Below are 22176 nucleotides of genomic sequence, written 5' to 3' on the forward strand. Positions count from 1 at the left end.
TCTATCACTTTTTAAAGGAAAAAAATATTTTTTAATGAACATTATTTTAATTTTTTATACTCCATCCATTTTTTGTTTTTTTATTTTCCTTACCACAGGCATGGCGGAGTAGGTAGCTGATTCCAACTATTAAAGGACCTACAAATCGGGGATTTGATGTTAAGCTGTGTTGGATTTCATAAAAATTTTCAAAATTCTTTTATTATGCTTCCTTCACCAAACAAAGACAAATCACGTCAAAAACTTTTTGCAAATATCCCTCAACCCACCCAAAAAACCTTTACAAAACCCATGTTAGAATAAAATTAATTATAATAAAATAATCAATATTATCAATTAAACCCATGATTTACTCAAACCTTCGCTGAAGTGATTATGATGAAAACATTACAGGAAATAAAGGATATTCTGATTTCAAACAGGAAACGGATTTATAGTAAGTATCATGTAAAAGAAATTGGAATATTCGGTTCATATGTTCGAGGGGAGCAGAAAGAAGATAGTGATGTTGATATACTTGTTGAATTTGAGGAACCTGTGAGTTTATTAAGATTGGTTAATTTTGAGAACTTTCTACAAGATCTAACTGGTGTTAAAGTTGATGTTATTCCTAAAAAAAATATCCGGCCGGAGTTAAGGGAAATTATCCTTAATGAGGTAAGTTATATATGAAAAGAGATGTTTCAATTTATTTAAAAGATATTCTTGAGAACATAAAATTAATTGAATTATTCATTTCTAAAATGAGTTATGAAGAGTTTGAAGGAGATAAAAAGACTTATTATGCAGTTATAAGATGTATTGAGATTATTGGGGAAGCAGTAAAGCATATACCTGATTCTGTCAGACAGGAATATCCTGAAATTCCATGGAAAGATATAGCAGGCATGAGAGATAAAGTTATTCATTTCTACTTTGGAGTTGATCTGGAAATAGTCTGGTTAACTATCACTAAAGATATTCCCGAAATAAAAACAATAATAAAAAAGGTATTAGAAGATTATGATTTAAAATAGATTTCTAGAACATATTAGATGCAATTGGAAAGATTATATGATAATAATTTTGTTCTAATTGAATGAATTTTAAATAAAGGAGAAAATTGAAAATTTAACTAGTCACAATTGCGTTTTTCTATTTGCCGTATTTATTCTAAACTTTGCAGGGGCATAGATTACCATCAATAAGTCTAGGAGAGTGTTTTGGTGATCTTTCCCTGTTTAGCAGGGTGGGTTTTGGTTTTTCATTCAATGATTCTATAATACCAAGATTCCTGCAAATTTAGCAAGTCCACTGATAATTTGAAGGGGATAAGATACAAAAAAAATAGCATATAAAATTAAGCAAATAACATTAATAATGCTTAAATATAGCATCTAAAACTGCTATGGGTAGCTATGGTAAATTAGACAGTGATATTTTGTTAAAAGTAAAAAAATAAGAAATAGGAGGTATAAACCTCCAAACTGGAATCTATCCGTACATTACTCCAGCTTCTTTTCTGATCTCTTCGTCACGTTCCATGCCTATGATCTTGTCAACGGCATCCAGGAAGTCATTCATACCTACAATGGCCTTTTCTTCCCGTATGGCGAACATACCAGCTTCGGTACAGATGGCTTTAAGGTCTGCTCCGGATGCACCTTCACTGAGGGTGGAAACCAGTTCTATATCCACATCTTCATCCAAGTTCATGTTTTTGGTGTGGATTTTAAGAATTTCCCTTCTTCCATCTTCATTGGGTATGGGTACTTCAATGAATCGGTCGAATCTTCCAGGCCTGAGCAGTGCAGGGTCCAGGATGTCTGGCCGGTTGGTGGCTGCCACTATTCCCACATCTCCCCTTCCTTCAAATCCGTCCATTTCTGCTAAAAGCTGCATTAATGTCCTTTGAACTTCACGGTCACCACTGGTTGAACTCTTAAGTCTTTTAGCTGCAATAGCGTCTATTTCATCAATGAATATGATGCTGGGTGCTTTTTCTTTGGCCAATTCGAAAACACCACGCACCAGGCGAGCTCCTTCACCAATGTATTTTTTCACAAATTCAGAGGCCACGATTTTTATGAAGGTGGCATTGGTTTCATGGGCCACAGCTTTAGCAAGTAAGGTTTTACCAGTACCTGGTGGGCCGTATAAAAGAACACCCTTTGGTGGTTCAATTCCAATCTCTGTGAATAATTCTGGTTTTTTAAGTGGTAATTCTACAGTTTCTTTAATTTCCACAATCTGTTCTTCGAGGCCGCCTATCTGCTCGTAACTAACTTCTGGTTTTTCCTCAACTTCCATACCAGTTACGAGGGGGTCTTTTTCAGATGGTAAAACACTTACAATGCTGAAAGTTTGCTGGTTAAGGGCCACACGAGCTCCTGGCTCCAGTGTATTTTCATCTAAGAAACGGGAATAGCCAATTACAAAGTGGGGACCAGTACTGCTTTTCACCACTACTTTACCTTCATCTAAAACTTCCGTTACTGTGGCAATTACCAGTGGTGGTGATCTGAACCTTTCAATTTCTCCTCTCAGGGATTTCACTTCACGGTCCAATCTCATCTTCTCATTTTCAATAAGAAGTTTGTCTTTTTCCAGTTTCCGGACCTTCCACATCAAATTCCGCTTGGTCTTGGCATTATCCTCTTTCAGGATTTTTATTTCTTTTTTTAGGTCTTCTATCTTTTTTAAGATATTTTGGGATGTTTTTTCCATCTTACAAGTTCACTCCTCATAGATTTGTGGAGAAAAATAATATCAGCTTATATTGATATTATTCAATGGATTTATTGTCTTTAATAATATTTAAGTATTGAGGTGTCTAATTATATACCAATAAAATCTCCTTAAATGACCCATGTTATTTATAAAGAAGGTCATTTAAACCCAATTATAATTACCCGATTATAATTGGTCAGGTATTAAACATTCCACCAATAAACTATAAGGGATCACAATGAGATGCGAGATATGCGGAAAAAAGCTTATTGGAAAGCCATTAAGGACAAAAATTGAAAATTCAGTTATGCTAACATGTAATGAATGTTCTAAATTCGGTAAAGTTCAAAAAGAGCCACCCAGACCTCAGAAAGGCCCTGGTAGGAGAGTTCCTTCTGGTGGCAGAAGATATTACAGATCTCAAGAACCAACTCAGGAAGTAATTGAGGATTATCAAACGGTTATCAGACAGGCGAGGGAAAAAAGGGGCTGGTCCAGGGAGGATCTTGGTGAGAAAATATATGAAAAGGTTTCAGTGATCAACAGACTGGAATCAGGGAAAATGGTCCCTGATCTGAAACTAGCAAGAAAACTGGAACGCACATTAAAGATCACTCTACTGGAAAAAACAGAAGAAGCACACCTTGATGATTTGAGTGGTTCCCACATGAGAGGTGCTACTATTGGAGATATCGCACGTATAAAAAAGGGTTAATATGCAGGGATTTTTTTAATTGGGAATAAATGTCCAGCTAGTTGGGGTTTATTGAAATATTAGGTTAATTGATAGATGCAGGGAATGCAAAAAAAATAAGTTAAACTTCAACTTTTTTTATAAGCCCCTAATTCTTTTCACTTCCCATTTATAGCTTTTTTAGCAGAGTAATAGCCTTTAAGAGGGGGAAGTGTTCTGAAAATCTTTTTTAAATCTTCCCATTCTTTGTATTCATGGCTAATTACTATGAGGTGAGCCGGGGGATGTATTTTCTTCACCTGCATTATGGAACGAGTCACATCTTCCTCAACAGACACTAAAACTGCTATTTTGCTTTTTGATCTTAACTTAGCACTGATAATGCTTTGAGCATATTCATCAGCCATTTTAGTGTCCATGATTCTAGGGGAACCATTGATTCTGAGATGGGCATGTCTTTCAATATCTGCCAGGCTGTTGAGGATTTTTGACTGGGTTTGGCCACGAATCAAAATAAGAGTCATTGGCTACCGCCTTTTTTTTAGGAATGAAGTGATTAGTGTGCTGCGGAATAGAACCAGAATTATCAGTATCAGCCCTATTGCGGTTTGTATACTGCCTGTTATGTCCAGAACTGACGTGCTTATTGGCAGATTCCATGGTGGTGATGTTCTGCCTTCAGGAAGCGGCTTGAAATAAACTCCTACCGAACGGGTGCTTTCCACGATGTTAATGTCCTTAGGCTCTATGTAGTTAACTCCTACCAGCAGTCCGTTGTCAATGGCTTTGTTCAGTGCACTGGCTATGCTGGCAGCGTTGTATCCATTTTTCTTAACTGAATATTGTACTATTTCTTCCGTAGTTTCACTAACACCAGGAGCATCTGTTCCGTAAACTGATACGCTGGTTCCATTGGCAGTTACAGTTATGGTTTCCACCAGGGCATCGTAGGCATAAATAGTCTTCAATGGTGTTCCATCATAGGGGCAGGTCTGATAATTCTCTGCTGCAGGGAAGGCAATACTCCAACCATCTTTAGGACATTCTTTGGCATATGGTTCGTCCATGGGGTAACCAGTGGTGTTGAGTTTGGATGGGGTGAACATGTCACCAGTGGTTAAAGATGAAACCAGGTTGTCCCCTCCACCTCCGTATTTCTCACCAGATTTCACTGCCACATTTTTAAAAGCCGCACCTAATATCTCGGTGGCAGGATAACCATCACGAATCATTTTACCAATCAAAATGGCAGTGTCCTGACGAACTGATTCTGCAGTACCATAAAGTGGATTCCCATGAGTGTTACGCAGGTGTATTATGGCTCCTTTCTGCCCTGCAGGGAGAGTGGCCAAACCACCTGATACAGGGGTGGCAGTGATGGTTCCATCTCCTGCAACTGTCACCACATAGGCATCGAAGGATCCTCCTACTGCAGCTCCAATGGTAGGGCCACCAGTCATTACCCTGATTCCGGAAAAGCTGCTGGCTGCACTGGCTGCTGTTGAAGCTGTGGCTCCGTTATTCAATCTTTTAATGGTTTCTACTATGGCTGCCAGTCGAGGAGTTTCATTTCCTTCACCTCCAGAGAGAACTGCAAAGTGTTTTTCCTTGGACATGATAAATGTGGACTGGAACATATTATCTGCAAAGGACATACTCCCTGCAGCAGCTCCATTGGGGTCTTTTCCCGTGGGATCTGTGATGATCACTATGTTACAGGTGGCAGCTGCGGTGTTAACCAGCAGCAGTAATGTCACCAGCAATACCATAATTCTGGATAAATATTTTTTAATCATAATAGCTTCACCTATGAGGAAGTTTGATTAATTTGTACTGTGGAGAAGTCTTCGATTACATTCACAGTTAATATGCCTGTTTGTTTGTCTAATTTCACATCCACAGCTTTTATAGGGGTGGCCTTGGTACCGGGAACAGTTGACATCATGGCTGCCAGTCTAGCGTTTTCCAGGGCCTCATTTAAAGGAACTTTTCTTTTGCTGGTAATTAGGGTGTCTCCCTGGATGTAACTTCCAGATCGAAAACCTACATTGGCAATGTTAGCTTTGATGGAGTCTGAAGGTACAATATCATTCCCTTTAACAATTATTCCCGCTATGGGAACTCCTTTTTCAGTCTCTGTTGAAGAAGCGTAGGACATGTATGACATCAGCCTTCCGGATGTGATAAGAATAAAAGCCAGCATTAGAATAATCAGGGTGTCTCTCCTTACTTTAATAAACATCTTCTTTTCACCTATAAATTAGTTCTCCTCGATTAAATATTATTTCCGGATATATTAATTCATTTGAACTTTTTAATTCATTTAAGTTTCAATCATTTTTTTTTGGTTATAATACTTCTCTATGAAATTTTATTCTAAAGAATTCATCAAAAATTTAATGTCATCTTTGTATTTAACTGCAGCCTCACCAATGCACACCACTGCATCCGCATCACATTCCAATCCCTTTTTAAGTCCCTCAACTACCTGTTCGCGTGTGGCTCCAAGGGTGCCCATTCGGAATTCATCAGGCTCTTTAGAAGTTAATATAATCTTCCCTGATGAAATATATTTCCCTGCAGCCTGGCGAGAATAATATGATGCGGGTATGATGAAATTTGCATTTTCCAATGCTTTTTTCATGATCTCTATATCTCCTGATGTTCCGGATTCTGAGGAGATGGTGATGACCACTGCTAATTTTTTGTATTTTTTACCCAGTTCTCGGAGTACAGTTTCCACTCCAGAAGGATTATGGGCATAATCTACTATCAAATCAAGATTTTTGCTGTGATAAATATATTCAAGACGCCCTGGAACACCGGTAAATGTTTTTATATTCTCTTTAATATGTTCCAATGGTATTTTTAACAGTTCATGTGCAGCTGCAATGGCTCCCAGGGCATTGTAAATGTTATGCAGTCCTGTGATATTCATTTCTATTCGAATATCTTTTTCGGGAGTTTTAAGGGTGAAACTGTTTTCAGTAATATCAGTTGCCAGATAATCTGGATATGGCTGTTTTAGACCACAATCACATTCAAAGTAGCCTACCCCGGAAACTGTTTCCTTTATTTTAATATTATTCCCACATAAACATGATTTTTCACTCTCACCCTGAGGGGGGTGATTTACTCCGAAGGTAACAATTTTTCCCTGATAATTCAACTCTCTAATCAATCCCCATATGGTGGGATCATCTCCGTTAACAATTATCGTTTCGCCCTGAAGTTTTTCAATAATTTCTCCCTTTATCTGGGCGTAATTAAGGAAATTATCTTCATTATTAAGGTGGTCAGGGTTAATATTGGTTATTATCCCCCCTGAAGGATGACATCTTTCCAGTATGAATCTCAAATCACCCTTTATACCTTCGGTACCAGTTTCTAGGATGGCCACATCACCTTTCAACCTGCATTGTAAGGGTGGAATATAATCAACATTGCCCTGAAGAGTTTTAAATCCGTGTTCTGTGGGATTTAAACCGGTCTGGTAACATAGGTGTTTGAGGAGGGTGGTGGTGGTGGTCTTGCCATTGGTGCCGGTGATGCAGATCACTGGTTTATCCGGGGGTATTTGTTTTAGAAGATCATCCACTTCCAAGAGTTGGGCGTTACTGTTTAAGATCATTTGGAATAATTCTGAAGTTTTGGGGAGGCTGGGTGGGGGTATAATATAATCAGATGACTTAAAGAATGATTCTGGATGATTGTTCAGATAGATTGTGGTATTATAACCATGGAGGGTGTAAAGAAATGGGCAATTATTTGAATCCTGGTGATCAGTGCATATTACATGGTGATTATGGTCCATCAATACTCTTGCAGCCAGGTTTCCCACCACACCACATATGCCTATGACTCCATAGGTTTCTATTTTCTTTTGAGGGACCTTTTCAGCCTCTAATGAATGTTTATCAATATTAGCACTCATCTATTCAGCACCGTCTTTTCTACTATTTGTTTTCTTGTCATTTGAGAAAAATTTTCCCATTTAAATTTAACATGGATTTTTTCCATTATTTTTAGATTATAATTATGATGAGTTTTTGATTCAATTAATATTAATGGCTATTAGTAAAGGTTATTCTGTTATTTAACCTTAATAAATTCATTTATAATCTTTAACATCATTCAATACAGGATATTGCCCTAAATATAAAAAATTCAATAAAAGATATCCTATAAAGATATTAAATGGCTCAATTGAGCTTTTGATTAAAGGTGATAAAAAGATAATTTTAAACATCTGATCCATTTATTAAATGGATCATCCATTAATTTATTCCTTAAATTAATTTCAGATTCTTTAAAACATCTGATGCTGGATCCATTCCCTGAGCACCGATTAGAAGTATGGTATCATTGTTATGAGCTGACTTTACAGCATTATGTAATGACTCAGCTAGTGTGTTATAATGGATGTAATTTATCCCTTCATTGTGCAGTACCTCTATAAATACCTTTTTCTCTTCTTCCTTCACCCAGTTTGCATCATCCACCACATCTTCACTACTGGTCAATATTAAGTTACATTTAATCCCTTTAACTGAATCAGCAATAGCCTGTGCATTCAACTGGTTAATTGACTTTCCTCTGGAACCTCTAATTGCACAAACTAGATAAAGCTCTCCGGAGTTTAATTCTACCGTGCTTTTGATGGTGGCTCTGATGCCATCAGGATTATGAGCAAAATCATCAATAATCAGGGGTTCCTTTTTTAGTATAGAGAATCTGCGTTTCAAAGGCTGGTATTTAGTCACAGCCCTCCTGATAATCTCTGGTTCAATTCCTAAGGCTATTGCAGCTCCCACTGCTGCCAGAGTATTCTGGATGAAATGCGGGCTTTGAAATGGAAGATCAGATCTGGGAATGATTAACTGCTCTTTATATAATATGCCTTCATCAGTTGATTTAACATCCGTATCTGAGCCATAGAAGAATGTATTAACACCTTCCGGGACCAGTTTCTCCATCCTGCAAATTAAAGGATCATCATGGTTTAAAATAACAAATTTCCCTTTAAATCCTTTTAAAACACCTGAAATTTCTGCTGATGCCTCCTCCAATGAATTCACCAGGCCAATATGATCTAAAGCAACATTGGTGAGCACTACCATCTGAGGTTCAATGGCACTGGTCATTAGGTGGGCGTGTCCCACCATCTTCCGGTTGTCCCATCCCTGCACCTCTGAAACCTCTAAAACCAGATAATCCGGATATTGCCCTAATTCTGCAATCTGTTTGGCCACCATGGGATCAATAAGGGTGTTAAACTCTGATTCTGAATCGGTGTTGGTGTGAGAATGGTATCCTGCTTCCAGGAGGATGTTATTTATCATGTGGGTGGTGGTTGATTTTCCATTGGTACCAGTTACCACTACCCTTAATGAATCAGGTGCGAATTTATTTATGGCCCAGTGAGTAGCAAAAGCATTGGCCAACTCAATTTTTTCAGTTAAAATCAGGGGTAAATCTATTTTTTCAGCAATTTCAACAGATTTACCACGGGCATCCTGCGTTACCACGCATGAAGCACCCTTATCTTGAGCCATCTTAACACCGGTTTCATCAATCCAGTGTCTTACCACCACATCACCTTCTCTGGCATCTTTTAAAATATTGAAAATTCCATTGATAACCCGCTCTTCACCTATTAATTTTCCTCCAGATTTCCGAGCTAGATAAGTGGTGGTTAATTTTTTCATATTTACTTAGACCTCTTTTTTATGAGAAGATATGGTTTATTTCTGATTTATTATTCCATTATAATCATCTATAAGTATCCGATAATCTAATGGAGTTACCAGAAAAATTGGTAAATTAAAATGGCTGACATACAAATGATTAGAGTTGTGCACCAGTAAAGTGCTACGATTTTTTTCTCTGACAGACCTTTGTAATGCAGAGTATGGTGTAATGGTTCAACTGGCAGTTTTATGATGTGAGCGCGGTGCATGAGACTGACTATAACTGATATTATGGGTATGGCCAGTGCAATGACTGCAAAGTAGATGATATCTCCCAGGAAACCTGCAGTTATGTAACCTGCGCCCAGGGCAAAGGATCCTGTGTCTCCCATAATAATACTTGCCGGATATCTGTTGAAAGCAAGAAAACCTAGCGAAACTCCAGTTAAAACAGTGAAGAGTATAGCTGAACTGGGATTCCCTTTGATGATAGAAAAAATAGTGCATGAAGCTGATGCAATGGTTAGTATGCCTGCTGCCAGGCCGTCCATTCCATCAATGAGGTTCACCGAGTTAATGGAACCTATCACTCCAAATATAACCACTGGAATAATGAAAATTCCTGTTTCAAATCCCAGGACCATGCTACTAACTCCACCTGTCACCACCAGGAAAACTCCCAGAATGATCTGGGCGATAATTTTATCCCTCTCTTTCACCTCGCTTTTTATGGGTGTTTCATCAGTGATTTTCACTTTTTCAAGTTTCAATAAATCTGGAAGGTCCTGCTTGGCCTTTTCAGTAGCCACCCTTGCTTCCTCGCCAGGTTCAAGTGTTAAACGACCAATATTAACCGGTTGGGGGGTGATGTTACGCACTACTTTTTGCACTTCTTTGATTTTCAATCCTAGTAAATCATCCAGTAAACCCACCACCCCTGCACTTAGCATGATCAGCACGGTAAGCACTAGATTTCTTTCCTGGAAATACAGGCAAGCAGCTAAAACTGCACCTAGAAGTATGGCCAAGCCCCCCATAGTAGGGGTGCCAGTTTTATGTTTGTGTTCAGTTACAATGGGACGATCAGTTACATCGGCATCCTTCAATATCTTACGAACAAAGAAAGTGAAGAATATCGTGGCTAAAAAGGTTATAATGAAGGCTAAAACTAGATTCAGAGTATCAATCAATGTACCACCTAATTAATCAATGTTTTTTATGATTGGGATAGAATTTTTAATTTTTAATTATAATTCTTTATTTATAAAATTCTGTAATTTTAATCAAATGTTTCTATGTCAATTTATTCTTTAATTTGAGGTATAATAATACGTTTATGTATTTTATTTCCAAAATATTATTTCTAAGAAAAACTTAAAACTACTCCCGGATTATATAAATTTTTCCAGATTCAAGTTAAGTTTTGAAGCCGTTTTAAGGGCATTCTCTTCATTTACACCCCTGATTGTAATCCTTTGATGGTTTTGAGGGCCGTGAATAATCCAACTGTTTTTGCCTTTGAAGTCTCTAAATTGATAGTTGTTTTTTTCACTGGGGTAATTACCCACTGGAACTTCCAGTGCGTAGTATTCTTTCATCCGATCCCTCACCAAAGATGCATCCCATTCTCCAGTGGCCATGTCCACCAGTTCATGTAACGGATTAATATCAGAAGAAGCAGCAGTCAGGTACCGGGTACCACTTGGTCTGGTGTTTATTTCTAAAACACAAGTTTCTTTATTCACTTTATTGAATATGAGGTCCAGGTCAGCTGTTCCCTCAACACCCATGAGTTCTGCAATGTTTCTGGCTATTTTTTGGATGTTCTGGTTGTAATGGGGGAGGTCTTCACCTTCAACACCTAAATCAAGAGGTGCTTTTTTTAATTTCTTAAGAGGGTGAATGCAGTCTAGGGTTGTTTTTCCCTTGTAAACTGGAATAAGGGGAATAGATTCTCTTTCCCATCTTAGTATCTCCACTGATATTTCAATCCCTTCTAAGAATTGTTCAACCAGGGCATAATCATACTGTTTAAGGTAATCAGTCACATCATTTTTTTTTAAGGCGATTTTAATGTCCTTACCACCCTGACCTTGATTCTGTTTTAGAACAAGAGGGTATTCTGTTGTTTCAAGTTCCTGTGTGGATTTAATTAAACAGTGCTCAGGAGTTTTTATATTATTTTTAAGGAGAAACTCTTTAGTTTTAACCTTATCCCCTGAGATTTTAACCGCATTTAGGGGAGATGCCACCACTGGCAGTCCATAATTTTTTTCCAGATCTTCCTTAAGCAAGGCAACATCATAAAGAGGACCATCAATCCCTATGAGGGGTACAACTCCATCCACATCTTCTTTTATAGCTATATCTTTGGGATGATCCATTCCTCGCGGTACAATGTAATATGAATCAGCTAAATTAAGATTTGAAGCCTTGGGATTTGATTCTGTTAGAACGGTGGTTATTCCCTTCTTTTTAGTATAAAGAGCCACATCATCAAACAGGCGTGCTCCTATAAACAGCAATTTCATGTTATCTTAAATTTTTTAGTTTATTTTAATTCATTAGGAATATTCATTTAGGAATAAATATAAGGATTCAATTAATGAACCTGTGGTATGATTGTTGAAGTTTATTTTTAAAACTTTCATTTCAATTAAAATTCAGAAGTATTCCTGGTTTAAATAATCAAACTTACTTTTTCATTTCCTTATTTTTTCATTTCATTTCAAAGAACTTTTGAAGAGCTTTTTTTTATTGATCATATTATTCAGTTATTATAATATTTTCAGTTCTTAGGGCTGCTTTGATTTATAACCTTGTTGAAAACTTTTAAAACATGATTCATGCTTTTTTCAACTTCCCTGGAAATCTCACCTATCAAATTCATCTTTTTAGGTTGTATTCCCAGAAGAAATATTTCAGAAGGAGATGTTGATTCTAAATATTTAATGAAAAAAGATAAGGGCATGGCATGGGTGGATATGCTGTAATTATCAATTTCTTCTTTTTCCACCAATCTGATATGTCCCGGGGGTTTGTTCATTTCCACAGCATCCAGCAGGATTATGTGGCTAGGTTTTTCTTTTTTTATGGCACCGGTGAAATTTTCTGGTACAGTCTTACAATCAAAAACTATCAAATTTTTCTTATCAGCAAATAAATGGGACATTTTCTGGGCTAGAACAGATCCAAGGGCATCATCTCCCCTCATATCATTTCCTATCCCTAAAATCACAATTTTACTGTAACCTTCAAGAAACTGTTTCAACTGATGCTCTAAGACTATCTAACCCACCTCCCATGGAATATTCCAAATTCAAAATAATAGTTTCGCCTTCATTAACTTTCAGATGATTGGTGGGAGCTAAAAGGGGAGGATTCATCATGGGTGTCGGACCGCAGATAATTTTAGAAGTAAAAAGAGTGAAAGTGGTAATTTTAATGCTTGAAATTATTCCTGCAGCAGTGAGGGGAATACGGATTTGATATTCTACTTTCTCTGGTATATGTTGCTTGAAGTCTATTTTATCGTATATTATTAGCTTGCTAAGCAACTTATACTGCGGAATTTTCCCTTCCAGGTAAAGGGGGTAGCCAATGCTCAGATCTACCAGTTCCACTCCATTGAAAACACCGCAAGGAATAATATCTCCATCTTCTTTCAGGTATTTCCGCACCGAATTAAGAACCGGAGCCTGGTCTTCCTCTATAAGAGCGGTGTCCATCATTTCGCAGATGATTAAATCAGCATATTCTGGAAAAATAATATTTCTGGCATCATTTACCAGTAAAGAAACGTTTTTAATTGATTTAAGATTATTCTCTGCTAATTTGGCAGTGTAAGGATCTTTTTCAACAGCGTAGACGTGACGAGCTAGGGGTGCGGCCCAGGAACTCAGTATTCCTGACCCGGCCCCTAGATCGTATACAATTCCTTTTGTTTTTTTAGTTATAGCTTCGTAAAGTGCTGATAATCGCTCTTCATCTGAAAGCAGGTGCTGTTGATAGGATGTAAGTTTCATCCTGTTTATCTTGTTGAATTAGGGTATTATTTTTTATCCTAATTGGGGCCGCTGGCAGTACTGGTGAGTTTAACGTGTTCTACTCCTTTGAGTCTCATGATCTTTTCAGTGAGGTCTCGGATGTATTTAACGTCTCCTTTAACTACCACGACTTCCAGACAGTATTTTTCGGTCATGTGCACGTGCATAACCGCGTTGATGTATTCTCTGAAATCGTGTTGGATGTCGGTAAGATCTTCCATAACTCCGGTGTAGTGGTGGTCGTATATCACGGCAATGATACCTATACGGTCACCTTCCATTTCCTTCATCCACTGGTAACGTACAATATAGTCTTTTAATGCATCTCGAATTCCTTTGGAACGTGATTGATATCCTCTATCTTTCAATACTTCATCGAACTCACTTAAGAGTTTTTTTGGTAATGACATACTTATTCTCATCAAGGTGGTCCCTCCAAGTAGTTTAATATTATATTACTATTTCATAGTATTTAAATGTTGCAATACTAATCGAATATTGTTCACAAGAAACAATTTTTAAACATAAAATGTGAACATTTTTTGATTTTATATAAAAATTGTTATATATAAACTTTCCCATCCTTTAGTCAGGACGGCTATGAATCTGGGGGTTTTTTATATCATACTCTATTTTGCGGTGGTATAATCCATAAAGGTTGTAGAATATGGTTTAAAATGTTAATTTTGACCCAATCCTGCAGATAATATTGTAGAATTAAATTCCCACGGTAATACTATTGATACAGGGTATTATTCTTAATGCAATGAATAATATTAAGAAAATACCAATACATTAACGGATTTGCATACTGAGCCCGGTTCAACTCAGCATTTTTTCATACCCTGATTATAATAAACTTTACTAATGAGATAATGGAATAAATACTATGCAATAATATTGGAATAACTTGGATTTATAATATTGTATTTAAAAAAGGGTGAAAAAAATGAAAGTTAAAGAGGCAATGAACCAGGGTGTTATAACAATTACTTCCAGTACTCGTCCACCGGAAGCCTTTCAAAAAATGTACAAAGAAGGGGTAAGGAGACTATTTGTTATGGATGATGATGGGGAGCCTTTAGGTGTGGTTTCCTATTCTGATCTAATTGGAGTCCTTGGAACCATTAAACCATCTGCTAAGGATGCGGTTTCCCTTGAGATTACAGATATAATGTCCAAAGAAGTGATAACCATATCTGCAGATGACAGGATAGAAGATGCAGCCAACCTTATGTTAAGGGCAGATATATCTGGTTTATTAGTTCTGGAGGATGATAAACCTGTTGGTGTGATAACCAAGACAGATATCTGTCGGATGGTGGCCGCAGAATTACTGGTGCCTGCATAAAATATTAAAATAAAATTTACTTAAGTTAGTTTTCCTGAATTAGGATTGCTATAATGTTTTAAGAATAATTGTTGAAATAAAACTATTATCAATTTTTTTATTTTTATTTTTACCAAATTTAATTGTATTCAACTTAATCAACTTAATTTACTCCTTAAATAGTTTTTTCTTTTTAAACAGTTTGATAAAGATGATTATAGAATACTGGTTAAAGAATAAAGATTAAAGATTTATTTTTAAAATTAAATCCAGGGAAAATCTTAAAATTAATGGTCTTAAATCAGGAAAAAATAATTTCAGGTTATAATAATGGAGTGAGTGCGGCTGCCGGGATTTGAACCCGGGTCGTAGGCTTGGAAGGCCCAAGTCCTAACCAGACTAGACTACAGCCGCTATGCGGCGTCCGGGATTTGAACCCGGGTCGCTGGCGTGGCAGGCCAGTGTCTTAACCAGGCTGGACTAACGCCGCATACCGTGATATTTCTGTTCATGTTATTTATATGTTTAGGTTTTCAGGGCTTAGTTTTTCAGGGCCGCAAATTTAATGGTTTGGAGCGATATTTATCACATGTAAGCACCATATTTTACTAAAAAATTTTTTTTAATGATTTAATGAAGTTTTACAGGATTCAATCGCTTAAATTCTACTTGCTAAGATTTAAATACCTTATTCTTCCCATTTGAATGACATTTTTGAGAGTTTCTGCAACATGACAGTATCCCCATTTTTCAAGTATTGGCGTAAACTTTAAATAATGGGCTTTTCTATCAATAAAAGTTATTATTTAACACGCATTATTCAGAATTAAAAAAATCGTTGAAAAATCCTTTAATGTTGCTGGAAAATCTTTAATTGATGTTAAAATTAAAGTTTACAATGATTTATATTGTATTAATAATTATGTTTAAAGGTGTTTGAATGTACATAGTGATAATGGGTGGTGGAAGGGTAGGATTAACCCTTGCTAACTACTTGGTGACTTCAGGAAATGATGTAACTCTAATAGAAAGTAATAGGGGTTTGTGTGCAAATGCTGCCACGGAATTAGATGCGTTGGTCATCTGCGGGAATGGTACGGATTTAAAAATCCTGGAAGAGGCTAATGTATCTGATGCTGATGTTTTTGTGGCAGCCACGGGTCATGATGAGGCCAACTTGCTATCGTGTATCCTGGTCAAAGAGTATAAAGTGCCTAAAATCATTGCCAGGGTCAGCAATCCTGATCATGAAGAGGCTTTTAAGAAGGTGGGTATCAACCATGTTATAAGTCCAGAGCTCACTGCAGCAGGATACCTGGAAAAACTGATCAACCGCCCTAAAATTGCTGATTTAATCGTTGTGGGTAAGGGGAATGCAGAACTACTCGACATAAGCATTCAGAATTCCAAAGTAGTTGGGAAGAGAGTTGGTGATCTCAGTCCTACTGATGATTATATAATTGCAGCCATTCATCAAAATGGTGAGATGTACATCCCCCAGGATGACTGGGTTCTGGAAAAAAATGAAAAAATATCAGTGCTGGTTAAAACCAGTTCAGTGAAGAAGGTAACCTCTTTTTTCATCTGACATGATACAATTATGTGATTATTTGTATGTTAAATTGTAATTACCTTATCTAAATCTTATTTATCTCTAAATTTCGTTTAAATTTTAATTTCTTTTAATTTCTTTTAATTTCTTTTAATTTCTTTTAATTTCTTTTAATTTCTTTTAATTTCTTTTAATCTGTCAATAAATCAGATTTCAAATCCTATTACATCCTGGAGAAGCTGCATATCAATATTTTCTTCAACCAGGTTAGATAATCTCTGGATTGAAAACTTTTTTAACTCCTGGAAATCGTCCCGTTGGTAGCCTAATGGTTCAATATCATTTTTTTCTCTTAAAAAATCAGTGAATGATCTGCGGAAATGGAAATTATGGAAGATTCCATGGAAATAGGTACCTGCAGTTAAACCTTCCTGAGCACCGTCAAAACCAGCTTGAGGATGATTTCCACAACCTTTTATAACTTTAAGAAGTGGCTTTGAGGTTTTAAGATGAGAAATTCCTTCATGAAGTTCGTATCCTTCAACAACTTCTCCATTGATGTTTCTGAACATGCCATTGCCAATCATGGTTCCCTTGCTCTGGCTGATTATCTTTTCCACTGCTCCGAAGGTGGTTTTAACATCCAGAATCCCTATCCCGTTAACTGTTCCAATACTTGACTCTTTAAGGGAAGAATCTATTATTTTTGTACCTAAAATCTGGTATCCTCCGCAGATACCAAATACAGGTATTTCCCGGGCAAGGGTTTGAATTTCATCTGCCTGACCACATTTATCCAAGGCTACCATATCACTGATACTGTTACGTGTCCCTGGGATGATCACTGCATCCACATTTTTAATTTCATCCCCTATTTCAATGAGTTTCAATCCAACTTCTGGTTCGTATTCCAGGGGATCAATATCCGTGAAATTAGAAATACGTGGTAATCTCATCACTCCAATGGTTATTTTCCCACCAGTATGATATTTACGTTCTGAAAGTGATGCAGAGTCTTCTTCAGGGAGTTTGAGGTCCTGATCGTAGGGTAACACTCCCAGCACAGGCACCCCCACTATATCTTCTATTTGCTTAATTCCCGGCATCAATATGTCTAAATTACCTCTAAATTTGTTTATTACAATTCCTTTAATCCTCTGACGATCCTCAGGTGGTAGGAGCTGGAAAGTACCGGCAATTGAGGCAAAAACTCCTCCTTTGTCAATATCAGCCACTAAAATAACATCTGCATTCGCTAACCTGGCTATCTGCATGTTAGCCAGATCCACATCCAGCATGTTTATTTCAGCTGGTGAACCGGCTCCTTCCATAATAATAACATCGTAATCTTTTGATAGGGCCTCTAAAGATTCATTAATGGCCTTCAATGCATTATTACGGAACTTGTGTTGATAATGGTAGAAATTCATATCTCCAGCAGGTTTTCCATGTACAATTACCTGGGATATGAAGTCTTCCTTTGGTTTTAGCAGGACCGGATTCATATGGTGATGTGGTTCCACCCCTGCAGCTTCTGCCTGAAGTACTTGCGCCATTGCTATTTCCCTGTTTTCGCGGGTGGTGAATGAGTTAAGGGACATGTTCTGAGATTTGAATGGAGCCACACGATATCCTCTCTGGGAGAAAATCCTGCACAGTGCTGCAACCAGCACACTTTTCCCAGCGTTTGATGCGGTTCCCTGAACCATTATAAATTTCGTTTTATTTGAATCCGCCATTTTCTCACTTTTATCTTTAAACTAACTCTTTATCCTGGGAAAAATTTATTACATGAAAAATTTTCATAACATATCCTCAGATAATTGGATAGGCATTAAATAATATCTCATTCCAAAAATTACACGTTGAAATTTGTTATAGTTGATTACATTATTTATTTTATCTCTTATTTTTTTAGAAAATGTAGTTATAATAATCTTTCACCTTTGAGTATCTCAATTGACTTGGATCTGGTGTTTATCCATCATATCAAATCTTTCCATGACATCATATATTAAATAAATAAATGTTAATGATTATATAATCTCTTTAATAAGCTGATTCAACTCATTAAAAATATCTATAAATTCACTCAAAGCAAATGTTCTTATATAAGTTTTACTATATTCATTAGAGTATATCCCCTTAAAAAAACAGTTTGATTTTTTTATAAAACTAAAAATTATGGAGGTTTCTAAAACCTATGGCAAATTATAACTCAGATTCTGAGGTTTCTAATGAAGAAAATCTCAAAGTTCGTAGTTACAAAACTTCAGGAGACATAGATGTTCCTGAAAAGATCATAGATCAGATCATCGGTCAAGAAGAGGCAGTTGAGACCATTAAAAAGGCTGCCAAACAACGCCGTAATGTTCTTTTAATTGGAGAACCAGGTGTTGGGAAATCAATGCTGGCCAAGGGAATGGCTGAACTATTACCACCAGAAGAACTGCAGGACATACTGGTATATCCTAATATGGAGGACAACCAGAATCCTCTTATTGGAGTAATGCCTGCTGGTGAAGGAAAAAATGTGGTGACCAACTACAAATTAAAGGCCAAAGGACAGGAAGAACGCAAAAACATGTTCATGATAGCCATAATCAGCCTTATTCTGGTTATTGGTTTTGTAATGCAACAGTTTTTAGCAGCAATCATTGCCGCGGCTATTGTATTCTTTGGACTGCTGCAGATGAAGCCCCGTGGTACAGTGATGGTTCCCAAACTCCTCATTAACAATGACAAAAAAAACATGGCTCCTTTTGTGGATGCTACAGGTGCACATGCCGGAGCCCTTTTAGGAGATGTTAGGCACGACCCTTACCAGTCTGGTGGACTGGGTACTCCAGCCCATGAAAGAGTGGAAGCAGGTATGATCCATAAAGCCAACAAGGGAGTGCTTTATGTTGATGAAATAGGTTCCATGAAAATGAAAACCCAGCAGGAACTCTTAACCGCCATGCAGGAGAAGAAGTACCAGATAACTGGTCAGAGTGAAACCAGCAGTGGGGCTATGGTACGTTCACAGGAAGTGCCATGTGACTTTGTGCTGGTGGCCTCTGGAAACTTGCATGTGCTGGAAGGGATGCACGTAGCACTCAGAAGCAGGATACGTGGTTATGGTTATGAAGTTTACATGAAAGACACCATGAAAGACACCCCGGAAAACAGGGATAAACTGGTTCAATTCGTGGCCCAGGAAGTTAAAAAAGACGGCCGCATACCCCACTTCAGCCGTGAAGCAGTTGAAGAAATCATACACGAAGCCCAACGTAGAGCAGGTAAAAAAGAAGCTCTAACCCTTAGATTAAGAGACCTGGGTGGTCTGGTAAGGGCCGCTGGAGACATAGCCAAAGGTGAAAAGGCCGACTTCGTCACCTTGGAACATGTGCTAAGCGCTAAAAAACTGGCCAGAACCCTGGAACAGCAAATCGCTGACCGTTACATTGTCCAGAAAAAACGATACAGTATATTCAAATCCGAGGGTGGTGAAGTAGGAAAAGTTAACGGATTAGCTGTTATTGGTGGACATTTTGGCAGCGGTATTATAATGCCCATTGCAGCTGAAGCAGCCCCAGCACATATTAAAGATGCCGGTAAAATTATTGCCACAGGCAAACTGGGAGAGATTGCTAAGGAAGCAGTACAGAATGTCAGTGCCCTGATTAAAAAGCACACTGGAACTGACATATCCAACTATGACATTCACATTCAATTCGTGCAATCACACGAAGGAGTAGAAGGAGACAGTGCCAGTGTATCAGTTGCCACTGCAGTGATATCTGCCCTGGAAAACATACCAGTGGATCAATCAGTAGCTCTCACCGGTTCTTTAAGTATTCGGGGTGAAGTGCTACCTGTAGGAGGAGTCACTGCTAAAATTGAAGCAGCAGCTGAGGCCGGAATTTGCAAAGTATTGATTCCTAAATCCAACATGGATGATGTTCTAATCGAGGAACACTACCGTGAAAAGATTGAAATCATACCGGTTGAAACCTTGAGCGAAGTCCTAGAACATGCCCTTATGGGTAATGGTAAAAAAAGCCTCATGGACAAGATGCAGAAGATCACCAGTATGGTACCAAAGGGAATACTACAAAAACCAGCAACCCATTAATTTTTCAGGGTTCTATTCTCTTTTTTTTATTTATTTTAACAAGATAAGCTTTATTAATAATCTTTATTAGATCTAGTTGGACTATTAATTGCTAAATAGTAAATAAATTCATTCTGTTCCAATTTAAATTTAAATTTAAAGGAATATGGATCTCACTAAAAAAAAACACTTTATAACTATAAAATTGAAATCAAAAAACTTTCTCAAGATATTTCAAGATATTAATTTCTTCGGACATAATCTAAAGAAAAATCTTGAGAAAAACCATTACTATAAAAGCAGGGAACAATAATTAATATAAGAGAGTAAATATGGATTTTTTTGATTATCTCTACTATTTTTTCGAGGTTATTTGTGGAGTTATAATTGGATTTGCCCGATTTTATTTACTTAATTTGAATATCTGTATGGAAATATTATTTGGATAGATAAATAAGGAAGATAACATGGAAAGTTTATTATTTGAAGATTTGGATTTATCCCGTGAAATGAAACGTGCCATAGCTGACATGGGATTTGAAGAAGCAACACCCATCCAGTCACTGGTTTTACCCCACATATTACAGGGTAGGGATGTTATTGGCCAGGCCCAAACCGGAACAGGTAAAACAGCAGCCTTTGGGATACCTGTTCTGGAAATGATTAACCCCTCGGATAGGAGTGTTCAGGCTGTTATATTATGCCCCACCAGGGAATTAGCCATTCAAGTGGCAGAGGAAATTAAAAAACTGTCAAAATATAAAAAAACATCTGTACTGCCAGTTTATGGAGGACAACCCATCGAAAGGCAGATTAAAGCCCTTAAAAGAGGAGTGCAAATTATAATAGGAACTCCAGGAAGGGTGATGGATCATATTCACCGGCGCACCCTTAAGATGGACCAGGTTAAGATGATCATCCTAGATGAGGCTGATGAAATGCTGGACATGGGTTTCCGAGATGATATAGAATTTGTCTTAGAACAAATACCTGCCCAGAGGCAAATGTTATTATTCTCTGCCACCATGTCTCCGGTGATTCTAGGATTAACCAGAAAATACCAGAACAATCCTGAAATGCTCAAAGTAGCTCACCAGGAACTCACCGTCCCAGAAATTGAGCAGATATATTTTGAAGTAAGGGAACAGATGAAATTGGACTTGTTAACCCGGCTTATAGATATGCATAATCTGAAATTAGCCCTGGTATTTTGTAACACTAAAAGGAGGGTTGATCGTCTGGTAAATCATCTTCAAACCAGAGGATACTTCGCTGATGGATTGCATGGAGATATGAGTCAGAATCAGCGTGATAGGGTTATGAACAAATTCCGGAAGGGTCAAATTGAGATTCTGGTAGCTACGGATGTAGCAGCCCGGGGAATTGATGTGGATGATGTGGAAGCTGTTTTCAACTATGATGTACCCAACAACGAAGAATATTACGTTCACCGGATAGGAAGGACTGGAAGGGCAGGTAAACGTGGACAGGCCTTCACATTTGTAGCTGGTAAGGAAATCTACAAGTTGAGGGATATCCAGCGCTATACAAAGGTCAGAATAGAACAGCAGCAGATACCTTCCCCTCGCGAAGTGGAAGAAGTTAAAAGGGACCTTTTCCTGGAAAGACTTAAAAAAGAGATGAATAACGAGAATCTGGATAGGGAGGTTCATCTGGTGGAAAGGCTGATGGAAGAGGACTACAGCTCAGTTGAAATAGCAGCCGCCCTTCTAAGGCTTTACTTGGGAAGCAAGGATGATTCCAGTCAAATTGGATCCAGTTATGGTGATACAGGTGCACAACCCGGCAAGGTAAGATTTTTCATCAATGTGGGTCGCAAGCAAAGAGTGAAGGCTAAAGACATTGTACGTGCTATTGGAGATGTTTCAGGTTTATCTTCCACCAGCATTGGTCGCATAGATGTTTTTGATAAATTCTCCTTTGTAGAACTTCCCGAACAACATGCCAGGGAGGTATCCGGAGCCCTGCAAAGGAAGGGAATAAAAGGCCTCCGTGTAAACCTGGAACCTGCAAATAAGAAGCTGTGAAATTTACTATA

At 37.6% G+C, this 22176-nt stretch carries 20 protein-coding genes and 2 tRNA genes; 8 read left to right on the forward strand and 14 right to left on the reverse strand.

What is annotated here, in order from left to right:
* Nucleotides 1-156: 156 nt before the first annotated feature.
* The 3 genes from HVN35_02100 to HVN35_02110 all read left to right on the forward strand — a co-directional run bounded on the left by HVN35_02100 (nucleotide 157) and on the right by HVN35_02110 (nucleotide 1016).
* A complete protein-coding gene (locus tag HVN35_02100; GenBank protein ID NYB51346.1) occupies nucleotides 157-303 on the forward strand; it encodes a hypothetical protein in 147 nt (48 codons plus the stop codon).
* 75 nt (nucleotides 304-378) lie between these two features.
* Nucleotides 379-672 carry a nucleotidyltransferase family protein gene (locus HVN35_02105; protein ID NYB51347.1) on the forward strand — a complete coding sequence of 98 codons (294 nt, stop codon included), beginning with the start codon at nucleotides 379-381 and terminating at the stop codon, nucleotides 670-672.
* Nucleotides 669-1016 carry a DUF86 domain-containing protein gene (locus HVN35_02110; protein NYB51348.1) on the forward strand — a complete coding sequence of 116 codons (348 nt, stop codon included), beginning with the start codon at nucleotides 669-671 and terminating at the stop codon, nucleotides 1014-1016. Before HVN35_02105 ends, HVN35_02110 begins: the two co-directional genes overlap by 4 nt.
* A 457-nt stretch (nucleotides 1017-1473) precedes the next feature.
* Here the strand turns inward: HVN35_02110 and HVN35_02115 are convergent, their stop codons facing one another.
* Entirely contained in the window at nucleotides 1474-2706 is a 1233-nt protein-coding gene (locus HVN35_02115) for a proteasome-activating nucleotidase (GenBank protein ID NYB51349.1), read from the reverse strand.
* 241 nt (nucleotides 2707-2947) lie between these two features.
* Here HVN35_02115 and HVN35_02120 point away from each other — a divergent pair, with 241 nt between their 5' ends.
* Nucleotides 2948-3424, forward strand: a complete 477-nt coding sequence (locus HVN35_02120) for a TIGR00270 family protein (GenBank protein ID NYB51350.1) — start codon at nucleotides 2948-2950, stop codon at nucleotides 3422-3424.
* A gap of 137 nt (nucleotides 3425-3561) precedes the next feature.
* Here HVN35_02120 and HVN35_02125 read toward each other — a convergent pair whose 3' ends face one another.
* From HVN35_02125 to nikR, 10 genes are all read right to left on the reverse strand, one after another.
* Nucleotides 3562-3927, reverse strand: coding sequence for a DUF356 domain-containing protein (locus HVN35_02125; GenBank protein ID NYB51351.1), 366 nt, complete (start codon nucleotides 3925-3927; stop codon nucleotides 3562-3564).
* A gap of 3 nt (nucleotides 3928-3930) precedes the next feature.
* Nucleotides 3931-5151, reverse strand: a complete 1221-nt coding sequence (locus tag HVN35_02130) for a hypothetical protein (protein ID NYB51352.1) — start codon at nucleotides 5149-5151, stop codon at nucleotides 3931-3933.
* A 59-nt stretch (nucleotides 5152-5210) separates the two neighbouring features.
* Nucleotides 5211-5645 carry a hypothetical protein gene (locus HVN35_02135; protein ID NYB51353.1) on the reverse strand — a complete coding sequence of 145 codons (435 nt, stop codon included), beginning with the start codon at nucleotides 5643-5645 and terminating at the stop codon, nucleotides 5211-5213.
* A 129-nt stretch (nucleotides 5646-5774) separates the two neighbouring features.
* The gene (locus HVN35_02140; protein ID NYB51354.1) at nucleotides 5775-7337 is read right to left on the reverse strand and encodes a Mur ligase; all 1563 of its coding nucleotides are present in this window, start codon (nucleotides 7335-7337) and stop codon (nucleotides 5775-5777) included.
* Nucleotides 7338-7692: 355 nt separating this feature from the next.
* Entirely contained in the window at nucleotides 7693-9111 is a 1419-nt protein-coding gene (locus HVN35_02145; GenBank protein NYB51355.1) for a Mur ligase family protein, read from the reverse strand.
* 95 nt (nucleotides 9112-9206) lie between these two features.
* Nucleotides 9207-10283 (reverse strand): glycosyltransferase family 4 protein, encoded by a 1077-nt coding sequence (locus tag HVN35_02150; GenBank protein ID NYB51356.1) that lies wholly within the window; start codon nucleotides 10281-10283, stop codon nucleotides 9207-9209.
* Nucleotides 10284-10484: 201 nt separating this feature from the next.
* A complete protein-coding gene (locus tag HVN35_02155; GenBank protein ID NYB51357.1) occupies nucleotides 10485-11624 on the reverse strand; it encodes an ATP-grasp domain-containing protein in 1140 nt (379 codons plus the stop codon).
* Nucleotides 11625-11881: 257 nt separating this feature from the next.
* A complete protein-coding gene (gene hycI, locus HVN35_02160; protein NYB51358.1) occupies nucleotides 11882-12331 on the reverse strand; it encodes a hydrogenase maturation peptidase HycI in 450 nt (149 codons plus the stop codon).
* A 16-nt stretch (nucleotides 12332-12347) separates the two neighbouring features.
* Nucleotides 12348-13118, reverse strand: a complete 771-nt coding sequence (locus HVN35_02165) for a methyltransferase domain-containing protein (protein ID NYB51359.1) — start codon at nucleotides 13116-13118, stop codon at nucleotides 12348-12350.
* Between the two features lie 38 nt (nucleotides 13119-13156).
* Entirely contained in the window at nucleotides 13157-13561 is a 405-nt protein-coding gene (gene nikR / locus HVN35_02170; protein NYB51360.1) for a nickel-responsive transcriptional regulator NikR, read from the reverse strand.
* Between the two features lie 527 nt (nucleotides 13562-14088).
* On the opposite strand from nikR, the gene HVN35_02175 reads away from it, so the two are divergent.
* Nucleotides 14089-14490 (forward strand): CBS domain-containing protein, encoded by a 402-nt coding sequence (locus tag HVN35_02175; protein NYB51361.1) that lies wholly within the window; start codon nucleotides 14089-14091, stop codon nucleotides 14488-14490.
* A gap of 319 nt (nucleotides 14491-14809) precedes the next feature.
* Here HVN35_02175 and HVN35_02180 read toward each other — a convergent pair.
* Both HVN35_02180 and HVN35_02185 read right to left on the reverse strand, forming a co-directional pair.
* Nucleotides 14810-14883: transfer RNA gene (locus HVN35_02180), tRNA-Gly, on the reverse strand.
* Between the two features lie 2 nt (nucleotides 14884-14885).
* A tRNA-Gly gene (locus tag HVN35_02185) sits at nucleotides 14886-14959 on the reverse strand.
* Nucleotides 14960-15409: 450 nt separating this feature from the next.
* Here HVN35_02185 and HVN35_02190 point away from each other — a divergent pair.
* Nucleotides 15410-16057: a TrkA family potassium uptake protein gene (locus HVN35_02190; GenBank protein NYB51362.1), complete on the forward strand. Its 648-nt coding sequence runs from the start codon at nucleotides 15410-15412 to the stop codon at nucleotides 16055-16057.
* A gap of 170 nt (nucleotides 16058-16227) precedes the next feature.
* On the opposite strand, the gene cobQ is transcribed toward HVN35_02190, so the two are convergent.
* Entirely contained in the window at nucleotides 16228-17760 is a 1533-nt protein-coding gene (cobQ, locus tag HVN35_02195; protein NYB51363.1) for a cobyric acid synthase CobQ, read from the reverse strand.
* Between the two features lie 464 nt (nucleotides 17761-18224).
* On the opposite strand from cobQ, the gene lonB reads away from it, so the two are divergent.
* Nucleotides 18225-20138: an ATP-dependent protease LonB gene (gene lonB / locus HVN35_02200; GenBank protein ID NYB51364.1), complete on the forward strand. Its 1914-nt coding sequence runs from the start codon at nucleotides 18225-18227 to the stop codon at nucleotides 20136-20138.
* A 446-nt stretch (nucleotides 20139-20584) separates the two neighbouring features.
* Nucleotides 20585-22165: a DEAD/DEAH box helicase gene (locus HVN35_02205; protein ID NYB51365.1), complete on the forward strand. Its 1581-nt coding sequence runs from the start codon at nucleotides 20585-20587 to the stop codon at nucleotides 22163-22165.
* Nucleotides 22166-22176 lie beyond the last annotated feature (11 nt).

The sequence above is a fragment of the Methanobacteriaceae archaeon genome (genome assembly GCA_013403005.1).
Classification (GTDB): Archaea; Methanobacteriota; Methanobacteria; order Methanobacteriales; family Methanobacteriaceae; genus Methanobacterium.

Excerpts from the sequence above, each read along its gene's own strand:
- HVN35_02165 (NYB51359.1), bottom strand. The coding sequence starts at position 13,118 with ATGAAACTTACATCCTATCAACAGCACCTGCTTTCAGATGAAGAGCGA.
- HVN35_02125 (NYB51351.1), bottom strand. The coding sequence starts at position 3,927 with ATGACTCTTATTTTGATTCGTGGCCAAACCCAGTCAAAAATCCTCAAC.
- nikR (NYB51360.1), bottom strand. The coding sequence starts at position 13,561 with ATGAGAATAAGTATGTCATTACCAAAAAAACTCTTAAGTGAGTTCGAT.
- cobQ (NYB51363.1), bottom strand. The coding sequence starts at position 17,760 with ATGGCGGATTCAAATAAAACGAAATTTATAATGGTTCAGGGAACCGCA.
- HVN35_02100 (NYB51346.1), top strand. The coding sequence starts at position 157 with ATGTTAAGCTGTGTTGGATTTCATAAAAATTTTCAAAATTCTTTTATT.
- HVN35_02105 (NYB51347.1), top strand. The coding sequence starts at position 379 with ATGAAAACATTACAGGAAATAAAGGATATTCTGATTTCAAACAGGAAA.
- HVN35_02140 (NYB51354.1), bottom strand. The coding sequence starts at position 7,337 with ATGAGTGCTAATATTGATAAACATTCATTAGAGGCTGAAAAGGTCCCT.
- HVN35_02115 (NYB51349.1), bottom strand. The coding sequence starts at position 2,706 with ATGGAAAAAACATCCCAAAATATCTTAAAAAAGATAGAAGACCTAAAA.
- HVN35_02120 (NYB51350.1), top strand. The coding sequence starts at position 2,948 with ATGAGATGCGAGATATGCGGAAAAAAGCTTATTGGAAAGCCATTAAGG.
- HVN35_02175 (NYB51361.1), top strand. The coding sequence starts at position 14,089 with ATGAAAGTTAAAGAGGCAATGAACCAGGGTGTTATAACAATTACTTCC.
- lonB (NYB51364.1), top strand. The coding sequence starts at position 18,225 with ATGGCAAATTATAACTCAGATTCTGAGGTTTCTAATGAAGAAAATCTC.
- HVN35_02190 (NYB51362.1), top strand. The coding sequence starts at position 15,410 with ATGTACATAGTGATAATGGGTGGTGGAAGGGTAGGATTAACCCTTGCT.
- HVN35_02110 (NYB51348.1), top strand. The coding sequence starts at position 669 with ATGAAAAGAGATGTTTCAATTTATTTAAAAGATATTCTTGAGAACATA.
- HVN35_02205 (NYB51365.1), top strand. The coding sequence starts at position 20,585 with ATGGAAAGTTTATTATTTGAAGATTTGGATTTATCCCGTGAAATGAAA.
- HVN35_02145 (NYB51355.1), bottom strand. The coding sequence starts at position 9,111 with ATGAAAAAATTAACCACCACTTATCTAGCTCGGAAATCTGGAGGAAAA.
- HVN35_02135 (NYB51353.1), bottom strand. The coding sequence starts at position 5,645 with ATGTTTATTAAAGTAAGGAGAGACACCCTGATTATTCTAATGCTGGCT.
- HVN35_02155 (NYB51357.1), bottom strand. The coding sequence starts at position 11,624 with ATGAAATTGCTGTTTATAGGAGCACGCCTGTTTGATGATGTGGCTCTT.